Genomic DNA, 20,036 nt, shown 5'->3' with positions numbered 1-20,036 from the left:
CGGGACGGGCCTGCCGTCACGCGGTACGGGCACGGGGCGGGCCGGGCGGCGGCGGTGCGGGGGGAGCGGCCGGTGCCCCGTGGCGGACGGGGCGGGGACGGGGCGGGCGGGTGGTCATTGGCGGGGGTCGCGGAGTCGGCCGATGCGTTCGCGGTCGAGGCGCAGCTCGGTGCGGAGCAGCCGGGTGATGCGGCCCGTCAGGCGGTGGGTCAGCTCGTCGAGCTGGAAGTCGTTGAGCGCGCGCGGGTCGAAGGACGTCCCGGGGGCGGGCGCCGGTTCGCCGGTGCGCTTCGTCTCCGTCCGCGGCTCCCCGGGCGGGGGCAGCGACACGGCGCGGCGCTGCACGGTCGGGGACTGCGGCGGCGTCGTCGTACGGGCACTCGTGGGGAGCTGGGCCGCCGCGCGCTGGACGGCGAGGGGGACGGGCGTCGGGGCGGGCGGGGCGTTCTCCTCGGGGGCGGGCGGTGCGGGAGGTGCCGTGTTCTCCTCGGGGGCGGATGTCGCGGCGGTGCTCGATGGTACGGGCAGCGGCCTCGCCGGGAACGGGCGGGCGACCGCCGGCGGCGCGCCGGTCGTCCTCGCGGGCGCCCGGCGCAACGGGACGGCGGCGGTACGGCGCTGGACCGTGGGCGCGGTGGCGCCGGGCGCGGAGGCACGCACGGGAAGCGAGGGCGCGGCCGGGGGCGCGGCGGGGGTGTTGTCCGGGGCGGTCGCTGTCCGCGCGGTGGCGCGCTGGACGGCGGGGGCCGGGGCGGACACGGGCGCGGGCGTCCCGGCGGGGGCCGGGGCGGCGGTACGGGGCGGTACGCCCGGGAGCAGACGCCTGGCCACCACGGGCGCCACCGACGACGCGGAGGGGGCGGGAATCCCAGCACTGCGAGGGGTGGCTTGCGGCGCGGGTGACGGCGCCGAACGGGGCGGGTACGCGGCGCCGGGCGCCACGTCCGCGCGAGGCGGGGCCACCGGAGCGGTGGACGGCACGTCAAGGGGCGCGGTCGTGCCCCGGGGACGGGCAGCCGGGGCGGACGACTCGGCACGCGGCGCGGCCTCGGCGGACGGAACGACCCCCGTGGACGGCGTGCTTTCCGGACGCGTGGCGGCGCGCGCAGGGGGCACGGTCTCACCGCGCGGGACGACTCCCCCGCGCGGCCCACCCACGGCCCGCTGCACGGTGGCCCCACGCGGGCCCACCTCCGAGCGCGTCACCGCCCCCGCAGGGGAGGCGCCCTCCCCACGCGAGGCGCCCTCCCCACGCGGGGCGACAACGTCGCCGCGCGAGGAACTGGCTGCCGTGCGGGGGGCGGCATTACGGGAGGCGGTGGCATCGCGGGAGGCGGTGGTCCCAAGGGGGGCGCTGTCACCACGGGGTGCGTTGGCCCTAAGGGGTGCGGCGGTACCAGGAGGTGCGCTCTCTCCACGCGGCGCAACCTCCGTACGCCGCACCGACTCCGCGCGCTGCACGGTCTCGGGACGCTGCACGGATTCCGGGCGCCGCGATGTCTCCGGGCGCCGCACGGCCACCGCGCGCTGCACGGTCGCCGAACGCCGCGCCGCTTCGCCGGGCGCGGAAGCCTCGCCAGGCGCGGAACTCTCGCCGGGGGCGGAAGTCTCCCCCGGCACGGGGGCCTTCGCCCCCGGCGCGGGCTGTGCCGCCCCGGGCCTCACCGGGGTGGGTGTCGCGGGCGGGGTGGGCAGGGACGACGGTTCCGCGCCCGGCTTCCCGGGGTCCACCGGACGGGCGGGCAGCGGGGCGCCGAGCGCGGGACGCGCGGCCCTCGGGCGCGGCGGCGTGCTCGCGGCGGCCCGCTGCACGGGGTTCGCGCGCGGACGGGGGCGCGGAGGTACGGGGGCCGACGCCGACGGTGACGGCGGGACGTCCCCGGGGCCCGGCCGTACGGCGGGACGCGGCGCCGCGTCAGTCGGTGTCCGGCCCGCCTCCCCGCAGCGGACGGGCGCGGCCCCGTCTCTCCCTGCGGAGTGCTGAGCGGTGCGCCGAGTCCCGGTCGTACACGGGGGGTTGAGGCTGAGCGCGATACCGAACGTTCTCCCTCGGCCGGAACGGCAGCGCGCTGCGCTACCGACCGTTCCCCCTCAAGGGGAACGGGGCGTGACGGCGATACCGAACGTTCTCCCCCGCGCGCAACCGGCCCCAGCTCCGGCCGCGACTCCGGGCTCGGTACCGAACGTTCTCCCTCACGCGCTGCGGCACCCGGCACCGGCCCCGGTACCGAACGTTCTCCCTCGCGGCCTCCACGGGCCACAGGGCCGGAACGCGGTACCGACCGTTCTCCCCCACGGGCAGCGGCGGCGGAGGTCCCCGCGTCCGTCGCGGCCGTCGCGCGCTGAACCGGCGCCGAGGAGGAATCGGCCCGCCCCGCCCCACCGGAGTTCCGCACGGCGGACCGCGACACCGGAGTGGAGGACCCCGAAGGCCGTACGGGCGCGGAGGCACCGGACTCCCGCGCCGGACCGGGCACACCGGCGCCCGGCCGCGGACGTACCGGGCCGGGCGCACCGCCCGGCTCCCGTACCGGACCGCGCCCGTCGGAGTCCCTCACCGCGCCAGGCGCACTCGCTGCCCGCTCGGGCGCGGGCGCCCCCGGCCCCCCTGCGGAACCGGGCGCACCCGCTTCCCGCACGGGCGAAGGCGCACCAGTTTCCCGTGTCGGCGAGGGCACACCCGTTTCCCGTACGGGCGAAGCCGGACGCGGCTCGCGCATGCCCGAAGCGGCACTCGGCCCGCGTACCGGCATGGGCGCACCCAGCCCCCGTACCGGCGACGGCGGGGCCCCCGCTTCTCCTCCCGCCGAAGGCGCACCCGGTGCGCGCTTCACCGAAGGCGCGCCCGTAGGCGGCGTCGGCGGCGTCGGCGGCGTCGGCGGCGTCGGCGGCGTCGGCGGCGTCGGCGGCGTCGGCTTCGTGGCCCGTGCCGTTGCTCTCTGCACGGGCGGTGCCGCAGGGGCTGCGGAGCCCGTGGTGCTTCGTACCGGCGGGGTGGGGGTGGCGGCGGTCGGCGCGTCCTGTGCCGCCCGCGTCGTCGTCTTGTCGGTGGTGTCCCGCCGTCCCGCGTGCGGCGAAGGGCCCGAAACCTTCGCGGGGGCCGCGCCGCCGCCCTTCTGCTCGCCCGTGTCACGGGTCCCCTGGCTCGGGGCCCTCGTTTCCGTGGCCCGTACCGGGAGGACTCTCCGCTGCACGGGTGCCGTCGCCGAGGTGAGCCGCCCCTGGCGGGGTGCGGGGGCCGTGCCGCGCGCCACCGGGGCCGAGGCGGACCGGGCCGCCGCCGGGCGGGAGGCCGCAGCGGCCCCGCGCGGAGCGGACGCGGGCCGCGTCCCCGCACTCCGTGCCGCCCCCGGACCAGTTCCCCGGGGCGCCGGGAGCGGAGCCGGGGCCGGAGCGGATGCCGCGGCCGGGCCCGCCGCTCCCGCCGCCAGAAACGCCTCTTCCCCCGGGATCATCGGCAACGCCGCCCGCTGCACCGGCACCTGCGGCGCGGGCGCCTCGACGGGCGCCGGGGCAGAGGGCCCCGTCGGGCCGTCGGCCCTCGTCGTCCCGGCGTCGGCCGACCCCGGCCCGGACACCGAGAAGAGCGGCAGCGCGTTCTCCGACGTGTCGAGCACGCCGGGCCCGCTCCCCGCGCCCAGTGCGGGGCTCTGCCACGTCGCGAGCCGCCCCGCGAACCCCGCGTCGGCGACCCCGGCGGGGGCACCCCCGAGGGCACGCTGAAGCGGCGGCAGCGCACGCCACGCCACGACGGCGGGCCGCGTCACCCCACCCGAACCCGAAGCCGCACCCGAACCCGAGCCAGAACCCGAAGCCGAACCCGGGCCAGAACCCACACCCGAGCCCGAGCCAGCACCCGAAGCCGCACCCAAGCCAGAACCCGAGGCCGGACCCGGCCCCTCAGCGGCCGACACCCCCGCCCCGGAAGCACCCGCCCCCGAGTCACCCGCCCCGGCAGCCCCGCTCCCGGCGGCGCCCTCCCCGGCAGTCCCCGCCGCCGGGGCGGAGACTCCCCGGCCTCCGCGTCGCACCCGCTCCAGAAACCCCATGCGTTCAGCCCCCCGATCCCCGCGCCACCAGTCGTGCGATGTGTTCGGCGTAGCGGCGGCGGTCGTGGTGTTCGAGGTCGAGGATCTCGTCCTGGCCCCAGTGGAAGTGGTAGGCGACGTACGCGATCTCCTCGTGCAGCCGGTCGCTCGCGTACGTCACGATTCCCCCAGGCGGCTCCCGCCGAGGTCGATCTCGAAGGGCTCCGCGCAGTGCGGGCACTCGACCGCCGCGCGCGTGTGGCCCTCGGCGTTGATCTGCCGGTAGAAGTCCTGGAGGAAGGCGAGGTCAGAGGCGAACATGTTCTCCACGACCCCGTCGTGCACGAGCGACAGCGTGCCGAGCCGGGTGATGACCCGGCCGAGGAGCACGACCGACAGGTACGCGGGGTTCTCCTGGACCCGTACGTCCCGCAGCGGCACGAGTTCGTCGCGGGCCGTCGCGAGCCGCATGACGCCCTCGCGGTGGAGCGTGCCCGCGTCGTCCACGTACCCGCGCGGAAGCTCGAAGGGGAACTCGGTCTGGAGGCGGCGGGGTGCCGGGGAGGGCGCGGGGGCCGTGACGGGACCCGTGCCGAGCGGCTCCTCCGACGCCGCGGCGGCGGGCGGCGGGACGGGCCCGCCGCCCGCCGCCCGGGCAGCAGTGCGCCGCATTACTCGATGACCAGTTCTTCGAAGGTGATCGTCACGCTCTCGGTGAGGGCGCTGGCCTCGCCCGCCTTGACGGTGCTGGTGTCGATCTTGCTGCACCAGGCGTTGCGCATGTTGTACCGCTTGACCGGGTTGTTCTGGTAGTCCATCACCATGATCGTGGCGTTCTTGCGGGCGCTGCTCATCTCGCCGCGCACGGACTGGTTGATCCAGTCGTTGAACGCCTTGGACTGCGTCATGCCGCGCACGACGGTGGCGGTGCCGGCCTTCTGGACGCCCGGCATCTTCTTGACGACGGGGACGCCCTGCGCCGAGACCTGCTGGTACTCGATGACGTCCTGTTCCAGGCTCAGGCCGCTGACCTCGGCCAGGTACTCGACCATGACGCCGTCGATCTGGAGGCCGAAATTGTGCGATGTGAGGGCATCGCCCGGCTGGAGACTCATGTGCTCGTCCTTCGCGCTGCTGAGGCTGCTGGAGCTACGGGGACCACGGGGGTGGTGGCAGCCGCTCGGGCTGCTGGAACCGCTGTGGCCGCCGGAGCCGCTGGGGCTGTGGTGCGGGGAAAATCAGGGGGGTGTGGCAACCACGGGAGGGCCCCCGGTCGCGAGGGCCCTCGGCGTGACGCGTACGGCCCTACTCCTCCAGCTCGCCGCTGCCGCTGGAGAACTGGGCGAGGCGGAAGACGACGAACTCGGCGGGCTTGACGGGCGCGATGCCGATCTCGCAGATGACGCGGCCGATGTCGACGGACTCCGGCGGGTTCGTCTCCTCGTCGCACTTGACGTAGTAGGCGTCCTCGGGCTTCGCGCCGAAGAGGGCCCCGGAGCGCCACTCGTTGACGAGGAACGCGGAGACGTTGCGCCGGATGCGGGCCCACAGCTGGTGGTCGTTGGGCTCGAAGACCACCCACTGGGTGCCGATGAGGATGGACTCCTCCAGGTAGTTGAAGTACCTGCGGATGTTGAGGTAGCGCCACGCCGGGTCGGAGGCGAGGGTGCGGGCGCCCCAGACGCGGATGCCCCGGCCCGGGAAGGCGCGGATGCAGTTGACGCCGATGGGGTTGAGCAGGTCCTGCTCGCCGCGCGTGATCTGGAGCTCCAGGTCGACGGCGCCGCGCACGACCTCGTTGGCGGGCGCCTTGTGCACGCCGCGCTCGGAGTCGTTGCGGGCCCACACGCCGGCGATGTGACCGCTCGGCGGGACCAGGCGGGACTGGCCGCTCGCCGGGTCGAAGGACTTGATCCACGGGTAGTACAGGGCCGCGTACTTCGAGTCGTACCCGGCGGTGTCCTGGCGCCAGACGCGGATCTGCTGGGCGTTGAGGCCGGGCGGCGGGTCGATGATGGCGACGCGGTCGCCCATCAGCTCGCAGTGCGCGATGAGGCCGAGCTGGACGGCCTTGACGGCCTCCAGGTCGATCGCGCCGCGCTGGTAGGCGGCCATGAGGTCGGGGACGGCGACCATCGAGATCTCGTCGACGGCCTCCAGGCCGCCGAAGCCGGTGCGGTCGCTGCTGTCGCCGAGGTACTGGGCCGGGCCGGGTGTCGCGACGTCGTCGCGGACGGCGGGCGGGGCCGCGGGCTGGGCGGCGGGGAGGGCGAGCGACTGGTTCTCGGGGCGCGCGAGCTGTGCGGCGGGCGCGGCCTCGGTGACCGTGATGTAGCGGGAGTTCTCCTTGACCTGCGTCACGACGTAGGCGCGGTTGCCCTTCTTCGCGCTCACGTCGAAGGTCTCGACGGCCTTCTCGCCGTCCTTGACGATGAGCTTGAAGCGCTCGGCGGGGCCCTCGCCCTCGGGGTCGGAGACCTCGACGCTGAGCCGCGCGGCGGGCGTCTCGCCGCTCGCGGAGACGGAGAAGGTGCCGAGCTGGCGGGGCTCCCCGGCGGTCAGCGCGGCGGGGGTACGGGGCTTGGCGGCGTCGGTCGCGGACTCGGCGGAGGCGCCCTGCGGGGCACCGCCGACCCGTACGACGTAGGCGGCCGAACCGCCGTTGTTGAAGAAGCCGTAGACCGAGTGCGCGAGGTAGTAGTCCTCGGTGAACTCGCCGAAGGCCGCCGTGTACTGGGTCCAGTTGGTGACGAGGGTCGGCTCGTTGAGCGGCCCGGTCGGCGCGAGTCCGACGAAGGCCGCCACCGAGGTGCCCACTCCCTCGATCGGGCGCGATCCGCTGGCCACCTCCTCGACGTAGACGCCGGGCGACAGGTACGACGGCATGCTCTGATCTCCTCGGGGTACACGATGCTCGTCTTTCACCCTCACGCGCGCGGCGAGCCGGTCGAAACGTCCGCGGGTGCCTTGTCCGGGGCACTCCTCCTGCCCCCTGAGGCACGAGACGGGCACGGGGAGGGGCCGGGGGCCCGTCGGTGGCGTCCCGCCAATGGGGCGTACGGGCCGTACCGGCGCGGAACGGGTCCCCTTCGCGCAGCGGGGTGTGCCCTCACGCCCCCTGACGTGCTCGTACGTGGCAACTAGCCTGCCCGGGTGAGCCTGTGGACCTCCCTCGAACCAGCGTCGGCGACCGTCGAGCCCGGCAGCAGCACCCGCGTGCGGCTGCGCGTGCGCAACACGGGGGACGTGGTCGACGAATACCGCTTCGAACCCGTCGGCGACCTGGCCCCCTGGACCGTCGCCGAACCCGCCGTCCTGCGCCTCTACCCCGGCACGACCGGCACCGTCGAACTGACCTTCTCGCCCCCGCGCACCCCGGACGCGACGGCGGGACCCAACCCGTACGCCGTGCGCATCACGCCGACCGAGCACCCCGACGCGGTGACGGTCCCCGAGGGCAACCTCACGATTCTGCCCTTCACCGAGATGCGCGCCGAACTCGTGCCCACGACGGTCGCGGGACGCTTCCGCGGCAGGCCCAGACTCGCGGTCGACAACCTCGGCAACACCAAGCTGACGACGTCGATGAGCGGCGAGGACACGGGTGATCACCTCTCGTACGAGATCCGGCCGGGCAACGCGCAGATCGAGCCGGGGCGGGCGCAGTTCGTCGATCTGACGCTGCGGCCGAAGCGGATCATCTGGTTCGGTTCGAAGGAGCAGCACCCCTTCAAGGTCGCGGTGCAGCGCGCGGGGGTCTCGCCGGAGGCGGTCGACGGCACGTACGTGCAGCGCGGCTTCCTGCCCCGCTGGCTCGCCACCTTCCTCGGCATCCTCCTCGCGCTGGCCCTCGCCTTCGTCATGTTCTGGTTCGCGCACAAGCCGAACGTCACCACCCGCGCCGAGGAACAGATGGAGCAGGTGGGTTCCTCCCTCGCCCCCAGCCCCTCGGCACCACCCTCGCTCCCCGCCCAGCCCTCCGCCCCCGCCGAATCACCGGCCGCACAACCCCAGCCCTCGCAGTCGCAGAACGACGGCGGCGGGGGTGGTGGCGGGGGCGAGCCGAAGGAGAGCAAGCCTCCCGTGGAGACGGCGGCGACGGCGCTGCACCGGAAGGTCAAGGAGGACCCGGACGCGCCGCACATCTGCTACCGGCTGCGCTTCGAGGGCGGCAAGTGGAGCAAGCCGGTCTGCGAGAACACGCTCGGCGCCTTCGACAGGACGGGCCCGCCGATCACGGGCATGAACATCGCGGCGTCGAGCGTGGACGGCATCTCGGCGCAGGCGCACGTGACCGACCCCTCGGGGACGCCGAAGTGGCTGCCGTGGACCCCGGTGCGGGACAACCAGGACATCTACATCGGCGCCGGCGGGGACTACCCGCCGTTCATGATCGGGCTGAACATCACCGTCGGGAAGTTCGAGATCTGCCACGTGGCGCACTTCCACGTGACGAACAGCCGCGGTGACCTCGTCTGCGACAAGGCCAGGCCCGAGTCGCTCTTCATCGGGACCAACGACAACAGCAAGTCGATCGACGGGATGTTCCTGTACATCAAGTACGTGTGACGGCGGCGGCGGGCGCGGGGCTCCTGCTCGCGGAAGTACGGGTCCCGCGCCCGGAGTCGGGACGCATGGTGCGTCCCGTTCCTGGGTACGCATACATGGCCCTTTCGCGCACCGGGTGTGCCCTGCCGCCCCCTGACGCGTTCTCACGCGGCAACTAGCCTGCCCGGGTGAGCCTGTGGACCTCCCTCGAACCAGCGTCGGCGACCGTCGAGCCCGGCAGCAGCACCCGCGTGCGGCTCCGTGTGCGCAACACGGGGGACGTGGTCGACGAATACCGCTTCGAACCCGTCGGCGACCTGGCCCCCTGGACCGTCGCCGAACCCGCCGTCCTGCGCCTCTACCCCGGCACGACCGGCACCGTCGAACTGACCTTCTCGCCGCCCCGCACCCCGGACGCGATGGCCGGCCCCAACCCCTACGCCGTACGCATCACCCCGACCGAACACCCCGACGCGGTCACGGTCCCCGAGGGCAACCTCACGATCCTGCCCTTCACCGAGATGCGCGCCGAACTCGTCCCTCCGACAGTCGCGGGACGCTTCCGCGGCAGGCCCAGACTCGCCGTCGACAACCTCGGCAACACCAAGCTCACCACCTCGATGAGCGGCGAGGACAACGGAGACCAGCTCTCCTACGAGATACGCCCCGGCAACGCGCAGATCGAGCCGGGCCGCGCCCACTTCGTCGACCTCACCCTGCGCCCCAAGCGGATCATCTGGTTCGGTTCGAAGGAACAGCACCCCTTCAAGGTCTCCGTCCAGCGCGCGGGCGTCCCGCCCGAGGCCGTCGACGGCACGTACGTGCAGCGCGGCTTCCTGCCCCGCTGGCTCGCCACCTTCCTCGGCATCCTCCTCGCCCTCGTACTCGCCTTCGTCATGATCTGGTTCGCGCACAAGCCGAACGTCACCACCCGCGCCGAGGAACAGATGGAGCAGGTGGGTTCCTCCCTCGCCCCCAGCCCCTCGGCACAACCCTCGCTCCCCGCCCAGCCCTCCGCCCCCGCCGAATCACCGGCCGCACAACCCCAGCCCTCGCAGTCGCAGAACGACGGCGGCGGCGGGGGGAAGCCCAAGGAGTCGACGGCGCCCAAGAAGCCCCCCGTCGAGACGGCCGCGACGGCGGTGCGCAGACTCGCCACCCAGAAGCCGGACAAGAAGCACATGTGCATGCGCATCCGGATCGGGAAGGACCACTGGTCCAAGCCGAACTGCGAGGACAACTTCGCCGGTATCAACGCCGACGGGAAGACGTTCGGGGAGCCGTTCACGGCGATCAACATCGCCTCGTACGGCATGAACGGCATCAGCGCCGCCGCGCTGGTGAACAACCCCGGCGGGAAGCCCGTGTGGCGGCCGACGACGAAGGTGATCCCGGACGGTTCGGACCTCTACATCGGCGACCCGGGCGGCAAGGACGACCTGCAACCGCCCACGTTCGCGGGGATGAAGGTCACCGTGGGGACCGGCCAGGTGTGCCACATCGTGCACTTCCACCACACGAACAGCCTCGGGGACTACATCTGCGCCAAGCCGCGCCCCGAGTACCTCTTCATCGGCATCACGTCGAACGGCAACCCGCTCGACGGGCTCGCGCTGCTGCCCCGCGACTGAGCGGGAGCGTTCATGACGGTGCGCCGTGACCCCCCGGGGGGTCACGGCGCACCGTCATGTACGGGGCACGGTCCGTGCCCCGTTCACCAGCCCACGTCCTCCATCACGATGCGCCCCGCCTTGCGGTACTCGCGCACCGCCCCGGTCCGCAGGTCCGCCGCCGTCACCTTGTCCCCCCGCGCGGCGGCGGCGTACGCGGCGGTCACGACCGCGCTGCGGATCGCGCCGCCCGCCAGCTCGAAGTCCCGCGCGCACGCCCCGGGATCGAGGTCCGGGGCGTGCGGGACGTGCGTGAGGCTGTGCCGCCACAGCGCGCGGCGCTGCTCCTCGTCCGGGAAGGGGAAGTCGACGATGAGGTCGAGGCGCCGCGTGAAGGCGTCGTCGATGTTGGCGCGGAGGTTGGTGGTGAGGACCGCGATGCCGTCGAAGGCTTCGAGGCGTTGCAGCAGGTAGGCGCTCTCCATGTTGGCGTACTTGTCGTGGCTGCTCTTGACCTCGGAGCGCTTGCCGAAGACGGCGTCGGCCTCGTCGAAGAGGAGCACGGCGTCGGTGCGATCGGCCTCGGCGAAGATCCGCTCCAGGTTCTTCTCCGTCTCGCCCACGTACTTGTCGACGACGGAGGAGAGCTGGACGACGTAGAGGTCGAGGCCGAGTTCGTAGGCGATGACCTCGGCGGAAAGCGTCTTGCCCGTCCCCGACTCGCCCGCGAAGAGCGCGAGCACGCCGCGCCCCCTGCCGCCGCCCGCGCTGAGCCGCCAGTCCCCGAGCACCTGCTCGCGGTAGCGGCAGCGCAGGGCGAGTTCGCGCAGGTGGGAGAGGGGGTCCGGGGGCAGGACGAGGTCGTCCCAGCCGACGTCGGGGACGATGCGCCGCGCGTGCTGTTCGAGCCCCGAGGAGGTGTGGTGGCGGGCCGCCCGGCGCAGGTGCGCGGCGGTGAGCGGGGTGCCGTCGAAGGCGGCGAGTTCGAGCGCCGAGGCGGCGGCGCGGCGCACGCGGGCGCCGGGGAGCCGGTACGGGGCGACGGTCGCGGCGAGGTCGAAGTCCGGCTCCGTACCGAGCGCGCGGGCCCACAGCTCGGCAGCGCGGGCGTGCGCGGGCGGGGCGTCCAGGAGCACGGCGGCGCCCCACTCGGGGTCGAAGGCCGTCTGCCCGGTGAGGACGAGCGGCACCTCCCCGGCGCCGAGCGTGCGGACGAGCGCGGCGGCCTGCGCGGGCAGCGGCGAGACGACGAGGACGGCGTCGCGCAGTCGCGCTTCGAGGAGCAGGGCCTCGGCGGGGAGTTCCCCGTCCTCCGGCGGCGCGCAGTGCAGCGCCTCGCGCCCGGCTGCGGCGAGCGCGGCGCCCGCGCTCGCGAGCCCGTCGCCCTCGCGCCGCTCGCGCAGGTGCGTGAGCGGGGGCAGCGGACGGGTGAGGAGCGCGGCGAGCCGCTCGGTGAGCGCGTCCGGGGGCGCCGCGGGTACGGGCCCGAGCAGCCCGGCGAGCACGGGATCGGGGGTGTCGTCGCCGAGGAGGTGCGCGACGAGGCGGTCCGGTACGCGCAGGACGCGGCCGAGGAAGGGCGCCTCGGGCTCGTCGACGCGGAGCAGGCCGAGGCGGACGAGCGGGGCCGAGGCGTGGAAGCGGGCGCGGGCCCCCGGATCGGCGGCGGAGAGGCCGCACAGGTCGAGGGCGAGGCCGGTGGAGGCGCGGCGGCGGCTCACGTCGTCGTTGAGGTAGCCGTACAGCGTCTCGAAGGAGCGGTCGACGTCGGGCGCGAGCGCGAGGAGCAGGATCGCCTGCTCGGTGGCGGTGAGGCCGCAGCGCGTGGCGAGCGCGGCGAAGCGGTCGCCGCCGGGCGCGGACTCGGGCGGTACAGGCCGGGAGGGGGCCTCGGCGCCGTCCGGCAGGCCGTCGTCCTCGTGCGGCGGGCCGTCGAGGAGCCTGCGCACGGTGTCGGGCGAGATGTAGAGGCCGCGCAGCGGGTCGTCCGCCGTGGGGTCGCCGGCCGCCCGGTCGGCGACGAGGGCGGCCACGCGGTGCCGGAGGGCGTCGAGGCGGGCGGGAAGGCTCGCCCCGGGCGTCGTGGTGACGGCGGGAGCGGTCATCGTCCCTCCTCCACGGCTCCGCGCCGCGCCGCGCGCGCCGCCTCGATCTGGCGTGGCGTGTGCGCGCGCTCGCTCGTGACGGACGGCTCGCCGACCGCCCGTACGCGGACCGCGGCGCCCTCGGTGACGGGCGGGCCCGCGTCGTACTCGGGGTGGGCGGGGAAGGGGACCGTGAGGGCGAGGTCGAGCGAGGGCTTCAGCTCGCCGTCGAGCGCGGACCAGATCTCGGCGAAGGACCGCGCCTCGGTCTGCGCGCTCGCGACGCTGAGCGGCACCGAGAGGCCGAGCGCGGCGAGCGCGGGCGGCAGGGTCGCCGCGGGCAGGAGTTCGTGCGGCAGGAGGCTCGCGAGCACGGCCGAGAGCAGGCGGTGCTCGTCCTGCGGTGTGCGGGTCCAGGCGGTCACGAGGTACGAGAGGCGGAACCAGCGCGGGGGCTGCTTGCGTCGTACGACGATGTCACGCGCGTCCCGCACGGGCACCTGCCCGCGCTGACGCCGGTTCACGTCCTCGCGAATGTCGTACAGGTACACATTGACCGAGGGCCCCGTACGCCGTGCCGCCCAGTCCCGGCTGGGGGCCTCGAAGGAGATGTCGATCCCCGTGCCGGCCAGCGCTCCCCCGCCCAGGAGGCGTTTGACGACCTCGTCGACCTCGTGGATCACCGCGGTGCTCTCCTCGTCGTGGCACGCGTCTCACGTGCCCTTTTGCGTGGGCGGGTTGCGAGGGCTCTCCGTGGGCGGGACGCGCTGTTCCGCGCACCGGCGACCGTCAGACGGCCAGAGCCGCCTGATAAGTTACCGGTTCGGTCAAATTTTCACTCTCGCGAAAGGCATTGCCGTCTTTTCGGTCAGATATAGCCCTGCCGTAAGGCATAAGCCACGGCGTGTGCGCGGTTGCGCAGGTGGAGCCGAGTGGTGAGACCGTGCATCACGTTCTTCACGGTGCGCTCGGAATAGGAGAGCTTCCCGGCGATCTCACCGGTGTCCAGCCCTTCGGCGACCAGGCGCAGCACATCCGCCTCGCGCGGTGCGAGTCCCAGCGTCGTACCGCCCGCCGCGCCGTTCCCCCGGTGCAGCGTCCCGACCTGGCTGATGAGGCGTCCGAGCAGGTCGGCGGGGAGTTCCCCCTCGCCGCGCGCCGCGACCCGTACCGCCTGCACGAGACGCGGGCCGGTCGCCTCGCGGCGCCAGACGACGGCGCGTACACCGCACTCGATGAGGTCGAGGAGTTCGCTCTCGCGCACGGCCCCCACGACGAGCACCGCGCGCGAGCCCTCGCTGCGCACGGCGCGGCGCAGGCGCGCGAACGCGTCCTCGTCGAGTCCCTCCTCGATGAGCAGTGCCACGGACCCCGGGCCCGGTTCCTCGCGCAGTTCTATCTCGGGTTCACGCCGCAACTGGCTGACGGCGCCTTCTCGGGTGAGCGGGTCGGACGCCGTCACGGTCACGGCGATCCGCTCCCGTACGTCGTGCGCCGGAGTACCGGATCTCTGTATCAACAGGTATCCCCGTATCGGTCGTGCAGCCCCCGGCGGCAGCCGGAGGACGTCGTGGTCACCACCATCCTCACGAGCCGCACCCGCCCCGCGCAATCGTGGACGACCACGATCCGTACCACGAGAAGGCCGCCCGCCCCTCACGGTCCGCCGGACGCCGGTGGCCCGTTCGGGCCTCGTGATCGCGGGAACCGCGGAGGCGCCGGCCCCGTCTTCACCACTCGGCCCGACAGTACGTCACCACCCACCGTCGCCACACCCTCTTTCACGACCCCGGCCGCCCCGGCCACCGCACCCCCCGCCGCCCCCGCACCACCGCTCCCCCGAGCGGTCCCCCACCGGGCACCCCTCAGGAGGCAGCCATGACCCCCACGGAACCCGCCGCCTCCCCGGCACCTCGCTCCGGCTCCGGCTCCGGCACCACCGCGCCGGAGCCCACCGCCGCCCTCGTCGAGCGCGCCGAGGCCCTCGCCCTCCTCGCCGCCGAGACCGCCAGGGCCCGCGCGGGCCGGGGCCGCCTCGTGCTGCTGCGCGGAGCGACCGGGACGGGCCGTACCGCGCTGCTCGACGCGGTGGCGGCGGGCGCCGAGGGGCGCGGCGTGCGGGTGCTGCGCGCGCGGTGCGCCCCGGACAAGGACGGCGAAGCGCTCGGGACCGTACGGCAGTTCCTCGGGCGGGGCCCGGAGGGACGGCCGCCGTTCTACGGCGCGGACGCGCAGGCCGAGTCGGACCGCTGCTGGGAGACGCTGCGCGCCTACGCCGAGCGGGGTCCCGTCCTCGTGACGGTCGACGACGTGCACCACGCCGACGGGGCCTCGCGGCGCTGGCTGGTGGGCGCGGCGGAGCGGATCGACACGTTGCCCGTCCTCGTCGTGGCGACCGAACGCAGTCAGTACGACGTCGAGTTGCGTCCCGCCGGGCTCACGCACCGGCTCCCGCCCGACCTCGTCCGTACGCACACGCTCGCACCGCTCGGGCAGGAGGCCGCCGAGGCGCTCGTGCGCGCGGCACGCCCCGAGGCGGGCGCGGCATGGGTCGCCGACGTCGTACGGGCCGGGGCGCGCAACCCGCTGCTCCTGCACGCCCTGCTCGACGACCTCGCGGGCCTGCCCGCCGAGCGGGTCCCGGTGTCCTGCGCGGCGCTCTACCCGGGCGCGTACGCGGCGGCCGTCGCGTGGTGGCTGGAGAGCGCGGGCCCCGCGACGGGACGGGTGGCGCGGACCCTCGCGGCGCTGGAGGAGACGGACGGCGCCGGGACGCGGGCGGAGCGCGGCGGGGACGCGCGCGGTCCCGAGCTGTTGGCGGGCGCGGCGGGCACCGAGGCGCCGCGCACGGCGGGGTGGCTCACCGCGATGACCCACCTCGGGCCGCTCACGGGCGGGCCGGACGCGGTCCGCTGGGCCCACCCGCTGCTGCGGGACGCGGTCCTCGCGGGCTGGACGGACGCGCGCCGCCGACTGGCGCACCGCGAGGCGGCCGAGGCGCTGCTGCGGCGCGGCGACCGCGCCGAACCGGTCGCGCGGCGGCTCCTGCACGCGGGCACGGTCGGCGCCCCGTGGGCCTCGCGGGTCCTGGGCGACGCGGCGACGGCGGCGCTCGACGACGCGCGCCTCGACGACGCCGCCGCGTTCCTGCGCCGCGCCCTGCACGAACCGCTCCCCGACACCTTGCGGCGCCGGTTGCTCACCGAACTGGGCTCCCTGGAGTACTTCTTCGACGCGGCGGCGGACGGCATCCCGCGCCTCGTCGAGGCCGTGCGCCTGCCCGCCCCGGGGCACGAGCGCGTGCACGCGGCGATCGCGCTCGGCACCGCGCTCTTCGGGCGCGGCGAGACCCGTGCGGGCGCGCAGGTGCTGCGCACGGCCGCCGCCGAGGAGCCGGACTCGGCGCCCGCGCGGGCCGCCCGTGTCGCGCTCGTCCAGCTCTCGGACCGGGACCTGGAGCTGCGCAGGGAGATGTACGACTGGCTCGGCGAGGAGGCGGAGCGGTGCCCGGCGGCGGTCGGCCCGGCGGGGCGGGCGCTGCTGCTGCGGTACGAGGTGACGGCCGGGGTGTGCTCGGCGCGGGACGCGGTGCGGCGCATCCGCGCGCTGCTCGCGGAGCCCGCCGAACCGCTCGCGGAACCCTTCCTGCTCGGCACGCTCGCGGCGGTCGCGCAGTGGGCGGACGAACTCGACGAGGCGGAACGGCTCGTGGACCGCGCGCTGCTCGGCCGTACCTTCTCGGTGCTGCACCCGATGCACCACGCGCTGCACAACATCCGCACCGACCTGGCCGCCGCGCGCGGTGCCTGGGACTGGGTGCTCGCCGCCTCGCGGGCCCGCTCGGCGGCGCTGCGGCAGCCGGGTCCGGCGAACGGCGACGCGCACGCTCTCATCGCGCTCGTCGAGACGGGCCGCACCCGCGAGGCCCAGCACTTCGCCGAGGGCTTCGACCTGCGGGAGGCCCCGGACTCCTGGGAGTTGAACCGCTTCCTGTACGCGCGGGGGCTGCTGCGCGCGGCGAGCGGCGAGACGACGGCGGCGCTCCACGACTTCCTGGAGTGCGGGCGGCGGCAGGCGAGCCGCACCGTGGTCTCGCCGGTCGTGACGCCGTGGCGCTCGGCGGCGGCGCTGTGCCGCTTCGCGCTGGGCGAGCGGGACGAGGCGGTGGCGCTCGCCGAGGCGGAGCTGCGGCTCGCCCGGGTGTGGGGCACGCCGCGCCCGCTCGGCAGGGCGCTGCGAGTCCTGGGCGTGGTGACGGGCCGCATCGAACTGCTCCGTGAGGCGGTGGAGTTGCTGCGGGACTCCCCGGCGGACACGGAGCTGATCGAGGCGCTGCTGTCGTACGGGCGGGCGCTGCGCGCTGCGGGCGACGACGCGGCGGGCCTGCCCGCGCTGCGCGAGGCGGCGGGCCGCGCGGACCAGGCGGGGGCCCGGCGGCTGCGGGCCGAGGCGGAGACGGCGCTCGGCACGAAGGGCCCGGCGGGCCCGGCCGGTGCCTCCGGCGCGGTGCTCACGGCGGGCGAGCACCGCATCGCGCGGCTGGCCTCGGAGGGCCGCACGAACAGCGAGATAGCGGCGCAGTTGCACTTGGCGCTGCGCACGGTGGAGACCCATCTGACGCACGCGTACCGGAAGTTGGGGATACGGCAGCGGGGCGAGCTGACACGGGCACTGGGGCGGGGGGTGCGGGGGTGAGGGTGCGGGGCGGCTGAAGGGGCGGGGCCGGAGCGGGGGCGGAGTGGCTGAGAGGGCGGCGGGGAAGCGGGGCGGCTGAAAGGGCGGGGCGGCGGGAGCGGGGCAGGTGCGGGGGCGGAGTGGCTGAGAGGGCGGCGGGGCGGGGTGGCCTCGCGTACGGGGCGGTGCTGCCCGCCCGGTCACGCGGTGCTGCCTCCGCGGCTCCTGACATCCGCGCCGCGCTCCCGTAGCGTCCGGCGGGCAGCCGTGTTCCCACGGCCCGTGTGGCCCTCTTCCAGGAAGTCGCGACCGGTGAACGAGCCGTCCCCCGCCCCCGAGCCCGAGCAGCCCGCGCGCGAGCCCGAACACTCCGTGTCCGAGCCGGGGGACGCCCCGGCCGTGTCCGAGCCGGAGGACGCCCCGGCCGTGTCCGAGCAGGAGGAAGCCCGGAAGCCCGCGCGGAAGCGCCGCCGCCCCGGCCCCTTCACGCTCCTCGCCCTGCCCGGCCTCACCGTCCTCGTCGGCTCCGTCGTCTTCCTCACCGTGGCGGGGAAGCCTCCCGGCGCGGAGGACGAGGAGCCCGCGCGCACGCCCGCCGCCGAGGAGGCCGACGCGACGGCTCTCGTGGACGACTCGTTCGTGCCGTGGCTCAAGCAGGCGGCAGGGGCGTGCACGGTGCTGCGGCCCTCCGTCCTGGCCGCGCAGATCGACGCGTACTCGGGCTGGAACACCGACAGCGCGGCGCTGACCGGGCCCTCGGGGATCGCGGGCTTCGACGAGGCGGGCTGGAAGAAGTGGGGCAAGGACGCGGACGGCAACGGCACGTCCTCGCCGAAGGAACCGGTCGACGCGATCATGGCGCTCGGCCGCCAGGACTGCGCGCTCGCCGACGAGGTGACGGAGGCGCGCACGAGCGGCACGGTCAACGGCGACCTCCTCGACCTGACACTCGCGGCGTACACGAGGAGCACGGCGGAGGTCACGAAGGCGGGCAAGGTGCCCGCGAAGGCGACCGCGTACGTCAAGAAGATCGAGAAGCTCGCCAAGCACTACAAGACCTTCGACAAGGGTGACGCGAGCCCCGGCCAGGGGGCGGCGCCGACCTCGGCCGTCCTCGCCTGGCCCTCGGCGACGCACTCCGTCAGCTCCCCGTACGGCACCCGCGAGCACCCGCTCACGCACGTGACGAAGCTCCACACGGGCGTCGACTTCCCGGCCGCGCAGGGCACCCCGGTGACGGCGGCGCGCGAGGGCACGGTGGTCTTCGCGGCGCTGACGAAGGCGTACGGGAACCGGATCGTCGTCGACCACGGCACGATCAGCGGCGCCCACGTGCAGACGACGTACAGCCACCTCTCCGCGATGCACGTGACGAACGGCCAGCACGTGACGACGGGCACGCTCCTCGGCGACGTCGGCTCGACGGGCCTCTCGACAGGCCCGCACCTGCACTTCGAGGTCATCAGGGACGGCTATTACAACGACCCGATGCCGTGGCTGGGGGTGGGGGGCTGAGGGCGGAGGGCTCGTCCCGACGGCGCCCCGCCCCCTCGCTCCACCGGCCCCCGCGGCCCGGCTCCGTCTCGTCTCCCTCCGGTCAGCACCTCTCGCGCGGCACACAGGGATCGCAGCACAGCGGCGCCGGTTCGACGCACACGACGACGCTGTCCGTGTTGTTCCCGGGCGCCGGATCCAGCTCGCGACCGGTCACCGTGGCCGTGTTCACGAGGCGGCACGCGCGCGTCGCCTTGACCCGCAGGACGAGCGTCGCGCTCGCGCCCACCGCGAGATCACCGACCGTCCACAGCCCCGCTCCGGCGTCCCAACTCCCGGGGTGAGCCTTGGCGGAGAGGAAGGCGAGGCTCGCGGGCAGCCGGTCGGCGACGACGACGCCCGTCGCCCTGTTCGGCCCCGCGTTGCGCACCGTGATCCGGTACGTGACCGTCTGCCCCACGGTCACGCTCGTGAGGTCGGCGGACTTGACGAGGCCGAGGTCGGCGGCCGGATTGACCTCCGTGGCCGCCTCGTCGGAGGTCGCGGTGAGCGGTTCGGGCTGGTCGCCCAGCCGGTTCTCGTACGTCGCCCGCGCCGTGTTCACGAGCCGTGTGCCCCCGGCCGCGAGGTCGATCCGCACGCGGTACTCGATCGTCGAACCGTCCGGCAGATCGGCGGTGTTGGCGAGGCTCCCGCCCACCGTCGCGTTCGCGCCCGCGCCGAGGTGGTAGAACACGGTGCGCGCGGCGGCGTCGTAGTACGCCTGGTCGTCGCCCCGCGCGTCGGTCTTCGCCCCGGCCCCGGGCCCGTCGACGATCCGGAGCGAACCGGGCACGTACGTCGTGTGCTCCGGCAGTACGTCGGTGAGGACGAGGTTCTCGGCGGGCCCGCCGCCCTCGTTGCGCGCCGTGACGCGGTAGGTGAGCACGTCGCCGACGTCCAACGGCCCCTGCGGCACGGCGATCTTGGTCAGCTCGACGCGGGGCGCGGTGCCGAAGAAGATGCCGTCGAGGAAGTTCCCGATGCCCTGGTTGCCCCCGGCGGCCGAGACCGAGCGGAAGGCGAAGCGGGTGAGCGTCTGCCCGGCGGGGACGACGTACGTACCGGTGTAGCGGCCCCAGGCGGTGTTGCCGTCCGTGAACCTCCCTTGTTCCACGGGTGCGTTGACGGGTCCGATGTCGAGCGCCATCGTGTCGCGGCCCTGCCGCCCCCGGTGGAAGAGCCGCCAGTAGAGCTTCGTGCCGGGCGTGGTCGGCAGGTCCTGGTAGAGCGTGGAGACCTGGTTGGCGTTGAGTTCGGCGAACTGCTGCCCGTCGGTGGACGGGACGCCGTTGAAGCCGGTGCGCCAGAGCTCCACCATGTGGTCGGTGGCCGTCGTGCGCCACCCCGGCACGAACTTGCGCGCCTGCGGCTGCGAGGCGTCCGGCAGGATCTCGAACCCGCTGACGGCGGGCGACTCGAAACTGCCGTTGACGAGGCTGACGCGGAGCGGCGTGGACGGTGTGGTCATGGTGCTCCCCCTTCACTTCGGCGGCCGGGGGCCGCCACGGAGCAGCACTACAGCGCGCGAGTACGGCCCCGTACAGCGCGCTCCGCAA

The 20,036-nt window shown here is 74.9% G+C and carries 14 protein-coding genes; 5 read left to right on the top strand and 9 right to left on the bottom strand.

Translation table 11 applies throughout. From position 1 onward, the window contains the following. Nucleotides 1-114: 114 nt before the first annotated feature. On the bottom strand, nt 115-834 hold the full coding sequence (locus tag STTU_RS22895) for an extensin (protein ID WP_234019302.1): 720 nt from the start codon (nt 832-834) through the stop codon (nt 115-117). 1,884 nt (nt 835-2,718) lie between these two features. Between STTU_RS22895 and STTU_RS22890 the strand changes: the two genes are divergently transcribed. Then, nucleotides 2,719-3,723: a hypothetical protein gene (locus STTU_RS22890; RefSeq protein WP_043256037.1), complete on the top strand. Its 1,005-nt coding sequence runs from the start codon at nt 2,719-2,721 to the stop codon at nt 3,721-3,723. Nucleotides 3,724-4,053: 330 nt separating this feature from the next. Here STTU_RS22890 and STTU_RS35015 read toward each other — a convergent pair whose 3' ends face one another. The 4 genes from STTU_RS35015 to STTU_RS22875 all read right to left on the bottom strand — a co-directional run bounded on the left by STTU_RS35015 (nt 4,054) and on the right by STTU_RS22875 (nt 6,914). Then, complete coding sequence (locus STTU_RS35015) at nt 4,054-4,209, bottom strand: DUF6760 family protein (protein WP_010271180.1); 156 nt, start codon at nt 4,207-4,209, stop codon at nt 4,054-4,056. Beyond that, nucleotides 4,206-4,700, bottom strand: a complete 495-nt coding sequence (locus tag STTU_RS22885) for a hypothetical protein (protein WP_007827254.1) — start codon at nt 4,698-4,700, stop codon at nt 4,206-4,208. Before STTU_RS22885 ends, STTU_RS35015 begins: the two co-directional genes overlap by 4 nt. Beyond that, nucleotides 4,700-5,143 (bottom strand): phage tail protein, encoded by a 444-nt coding sequence (locus STTU_RS22880; RefSeq protein ID WP_007827253.1) that lies wholly within the window; start codon nt 5,141-5,143, stop codon nt 4,700-4,702. Before STTU_RS22880 ends, STTU_RS22885 begins: the two co-directional genes overlap by 1 nt. A gap of 190 nt (nt 5,144-5,333) precedes the next feature. Beyond that, entirely contained in the window at nt 5,334-6,914 is a 1,581-nt protein-coding gene (locus STTU_RS22875; RefSeq protein ID WP_007827252.1) for a phage tail sheath subtilisin-like domain-containing protein, read from the bottom strand. Nucleotides 6,915-7,181: 267 nt separating this feature from the next. Between STTU_RS22875 and STTU_RS22870 the strand changes: the two genes are divergently transcribed. Next, on the top strand, nt 7,182-8,597 hold the full coding sequence (locus STTU_RS22870) for a hypothetical protein (RefSeq protein ID WP_007827250.1): 1,416 nt from the start codon (nt 7,182-7,184) through the stop codon (nt 8,595-8,597). 167 nt (nt 8,598-8,764) lie between these two features. Continuing rightward, on the top strand, nt 8,765-10,207 hold the full coding sequence (locus STTU_RS22865; protein ID WP_007827249.1) for a hypothetical protein: 1,443 nt from the start codon (nt 8,765-8,767) through the stop codon (nt 10,205-10,207). Between the two features lie 83 nt (nt 10,208-10,290). Here the strand turns inward: STTU_RS22865 and STTU_RS22860 are convergent, their stop codons facing one another. From STTU_RS22860 to STTU_RS22850, 3 genes are all read right to left on the bottom strand, one after another. After that, the gene (locus STTU_RS22860; RefSeq protein ID WP_043256034.1) at nt 10,291-12,291 is read right to left on the bottom strand and encodes an ATP-binding protein; all 2,001 of its coding nucleotides are present in this window, start codon (nt 12,289-12,291) and stop codon (nt 10,291-10,293) included. Next, complete coding sequence (locus STTU_RS22855) at nt 12,288-12,953, bottom strand: DUF4255 domain-containing protein (protein ID WP_007827246.1); 666 nt, start codon at nt 12,951-12,953, stop codon at nt 12,288-12,290. The genes STTU_RS22860 and STTU_RS22855 overlap by 4 nt, the downstream gene beginning before the upstream one ends. A 185-nt stretch (nt 12,954-13,138) precedes the next feature. Next, nucleotides 13,139-13,792, bottom strand: coding sequence for a response regulator transcription factor (locus STTU_RS22850; protein ID WP_050794888.1), 654 nt, complete (start codon nt 13,790-13,792; stop codon nt 13,139-13,141). Nucleotides 13,793-14,148: 356 nt separating this feature from the next. Here STTU_RS22850 and STTU_RS22845 point away from each other — a divergent pair, with 356 nt between their 5' ends. Then, complete coding sequence (locus tag STTU_RS22845) at nt 14,149-16,965, top strand: AAA family ATPase (RefSeq protein WP_007827243.1); 2,817 nt, start codon at nt 14,149-14,151, stop codon at nt 16,963-16,965. Nucleotides 16,966-17,256: 291 nt separating this feature from the next. Beyond that, on the top strand, nt 17,257-18,459 hold the full coding sequence (locus STTU_RS22840) for a M23 family metallopeptidase (RefSeq protein ID WP_007827242.1): 1,203 nt from the start codon (nt 17,257-17,259) through the stop codon (nt 18,457-18,459). A gap of 82 nt (nt 18,460-18,541) precedes the next feature. On the opposite strand, the gene STTU_RS22835 is transcribed toward STTU_RS22840, so the two are convergent. After that, on the bottom strand, nt 18,542-19,948 hold the full coding sequence (locus tag STTU_RS22835; RefSeq protein ID WP_007827235.1) for a DUF7507 domain-containing protein: 1,407 nt from the start codon (nt 19,946-19,948) through the stop codon (nt 18,542-18,544). Nucleotides 19,949-20,036 lie beyond the last annotated feature (88 nt).

The organism is Streptomyces sp. Tu6071 (assembly GCF_000213055.1).
Classification (GTDB): Bacteria; Actinomycetota; Actinomycetes; order Streptomycetales; family Streptomycetaceae; genus Streptomyces; species Streptomyces evansiae.
Note: the sequence above shows the minus strand (reverse complement) of the source record. Positions and strands in the feature narration are given on the sequence as shown.

Bases quoted from the DNA above. Each gene is read 5' to 3' on its own strand.
- STTU_RS22880 (WP_007827253.1), bottom strand. From the start codon at position 5,143: ATGAGTCTCCAGCCGGGCGATGCCCTCACATCGCACAATTTCGGCCTC.
- STTU_RS22860 (WP_043256034.1), bottom strand. From the start codon at position 12,291: ATGACCGCTCCCGCCGTCACCACGACGCCCGGGGCGAGCCTTCCCGCC.
- STTU_RS22835 (WP_007827235.1), bottom strand. From the start codon at position 19,948: ATGACCACACCGTCCACGCCGCTCCGCGTCAGCCTCGTCAACGGCAGT.
- STTU_RS22845 (WP_007827243.1), top strand. From the start codon at position 14,149: ATGACCCCCACGGAACCCGCCGCCTCCCCGGCACCTCGCTCCGGCTCC.
- STTU_RS22875 (WP_007827252.1), bottom strand. From the start codon at position 6,914: ATGCCGTCGTACCTGTCGCCCGGCGTCTACGTCGAGGAGGTGGCCAGC.
- STTU_RS22885 (WP_007827254.1), bottom strand. From the start codon at position 4,700: ATGCGGCGCACTGCTGCCCGGGCGGCGGGCGGCGGGCCCGTCCCGCCG.
- STTU_RS22890 (WP_043256037.1), top strand. From the start codon at position 2,719: ATGCCCGAAGCGGCACTCGGCCCGCGTACCGGCATGGGCGCACCCAGC.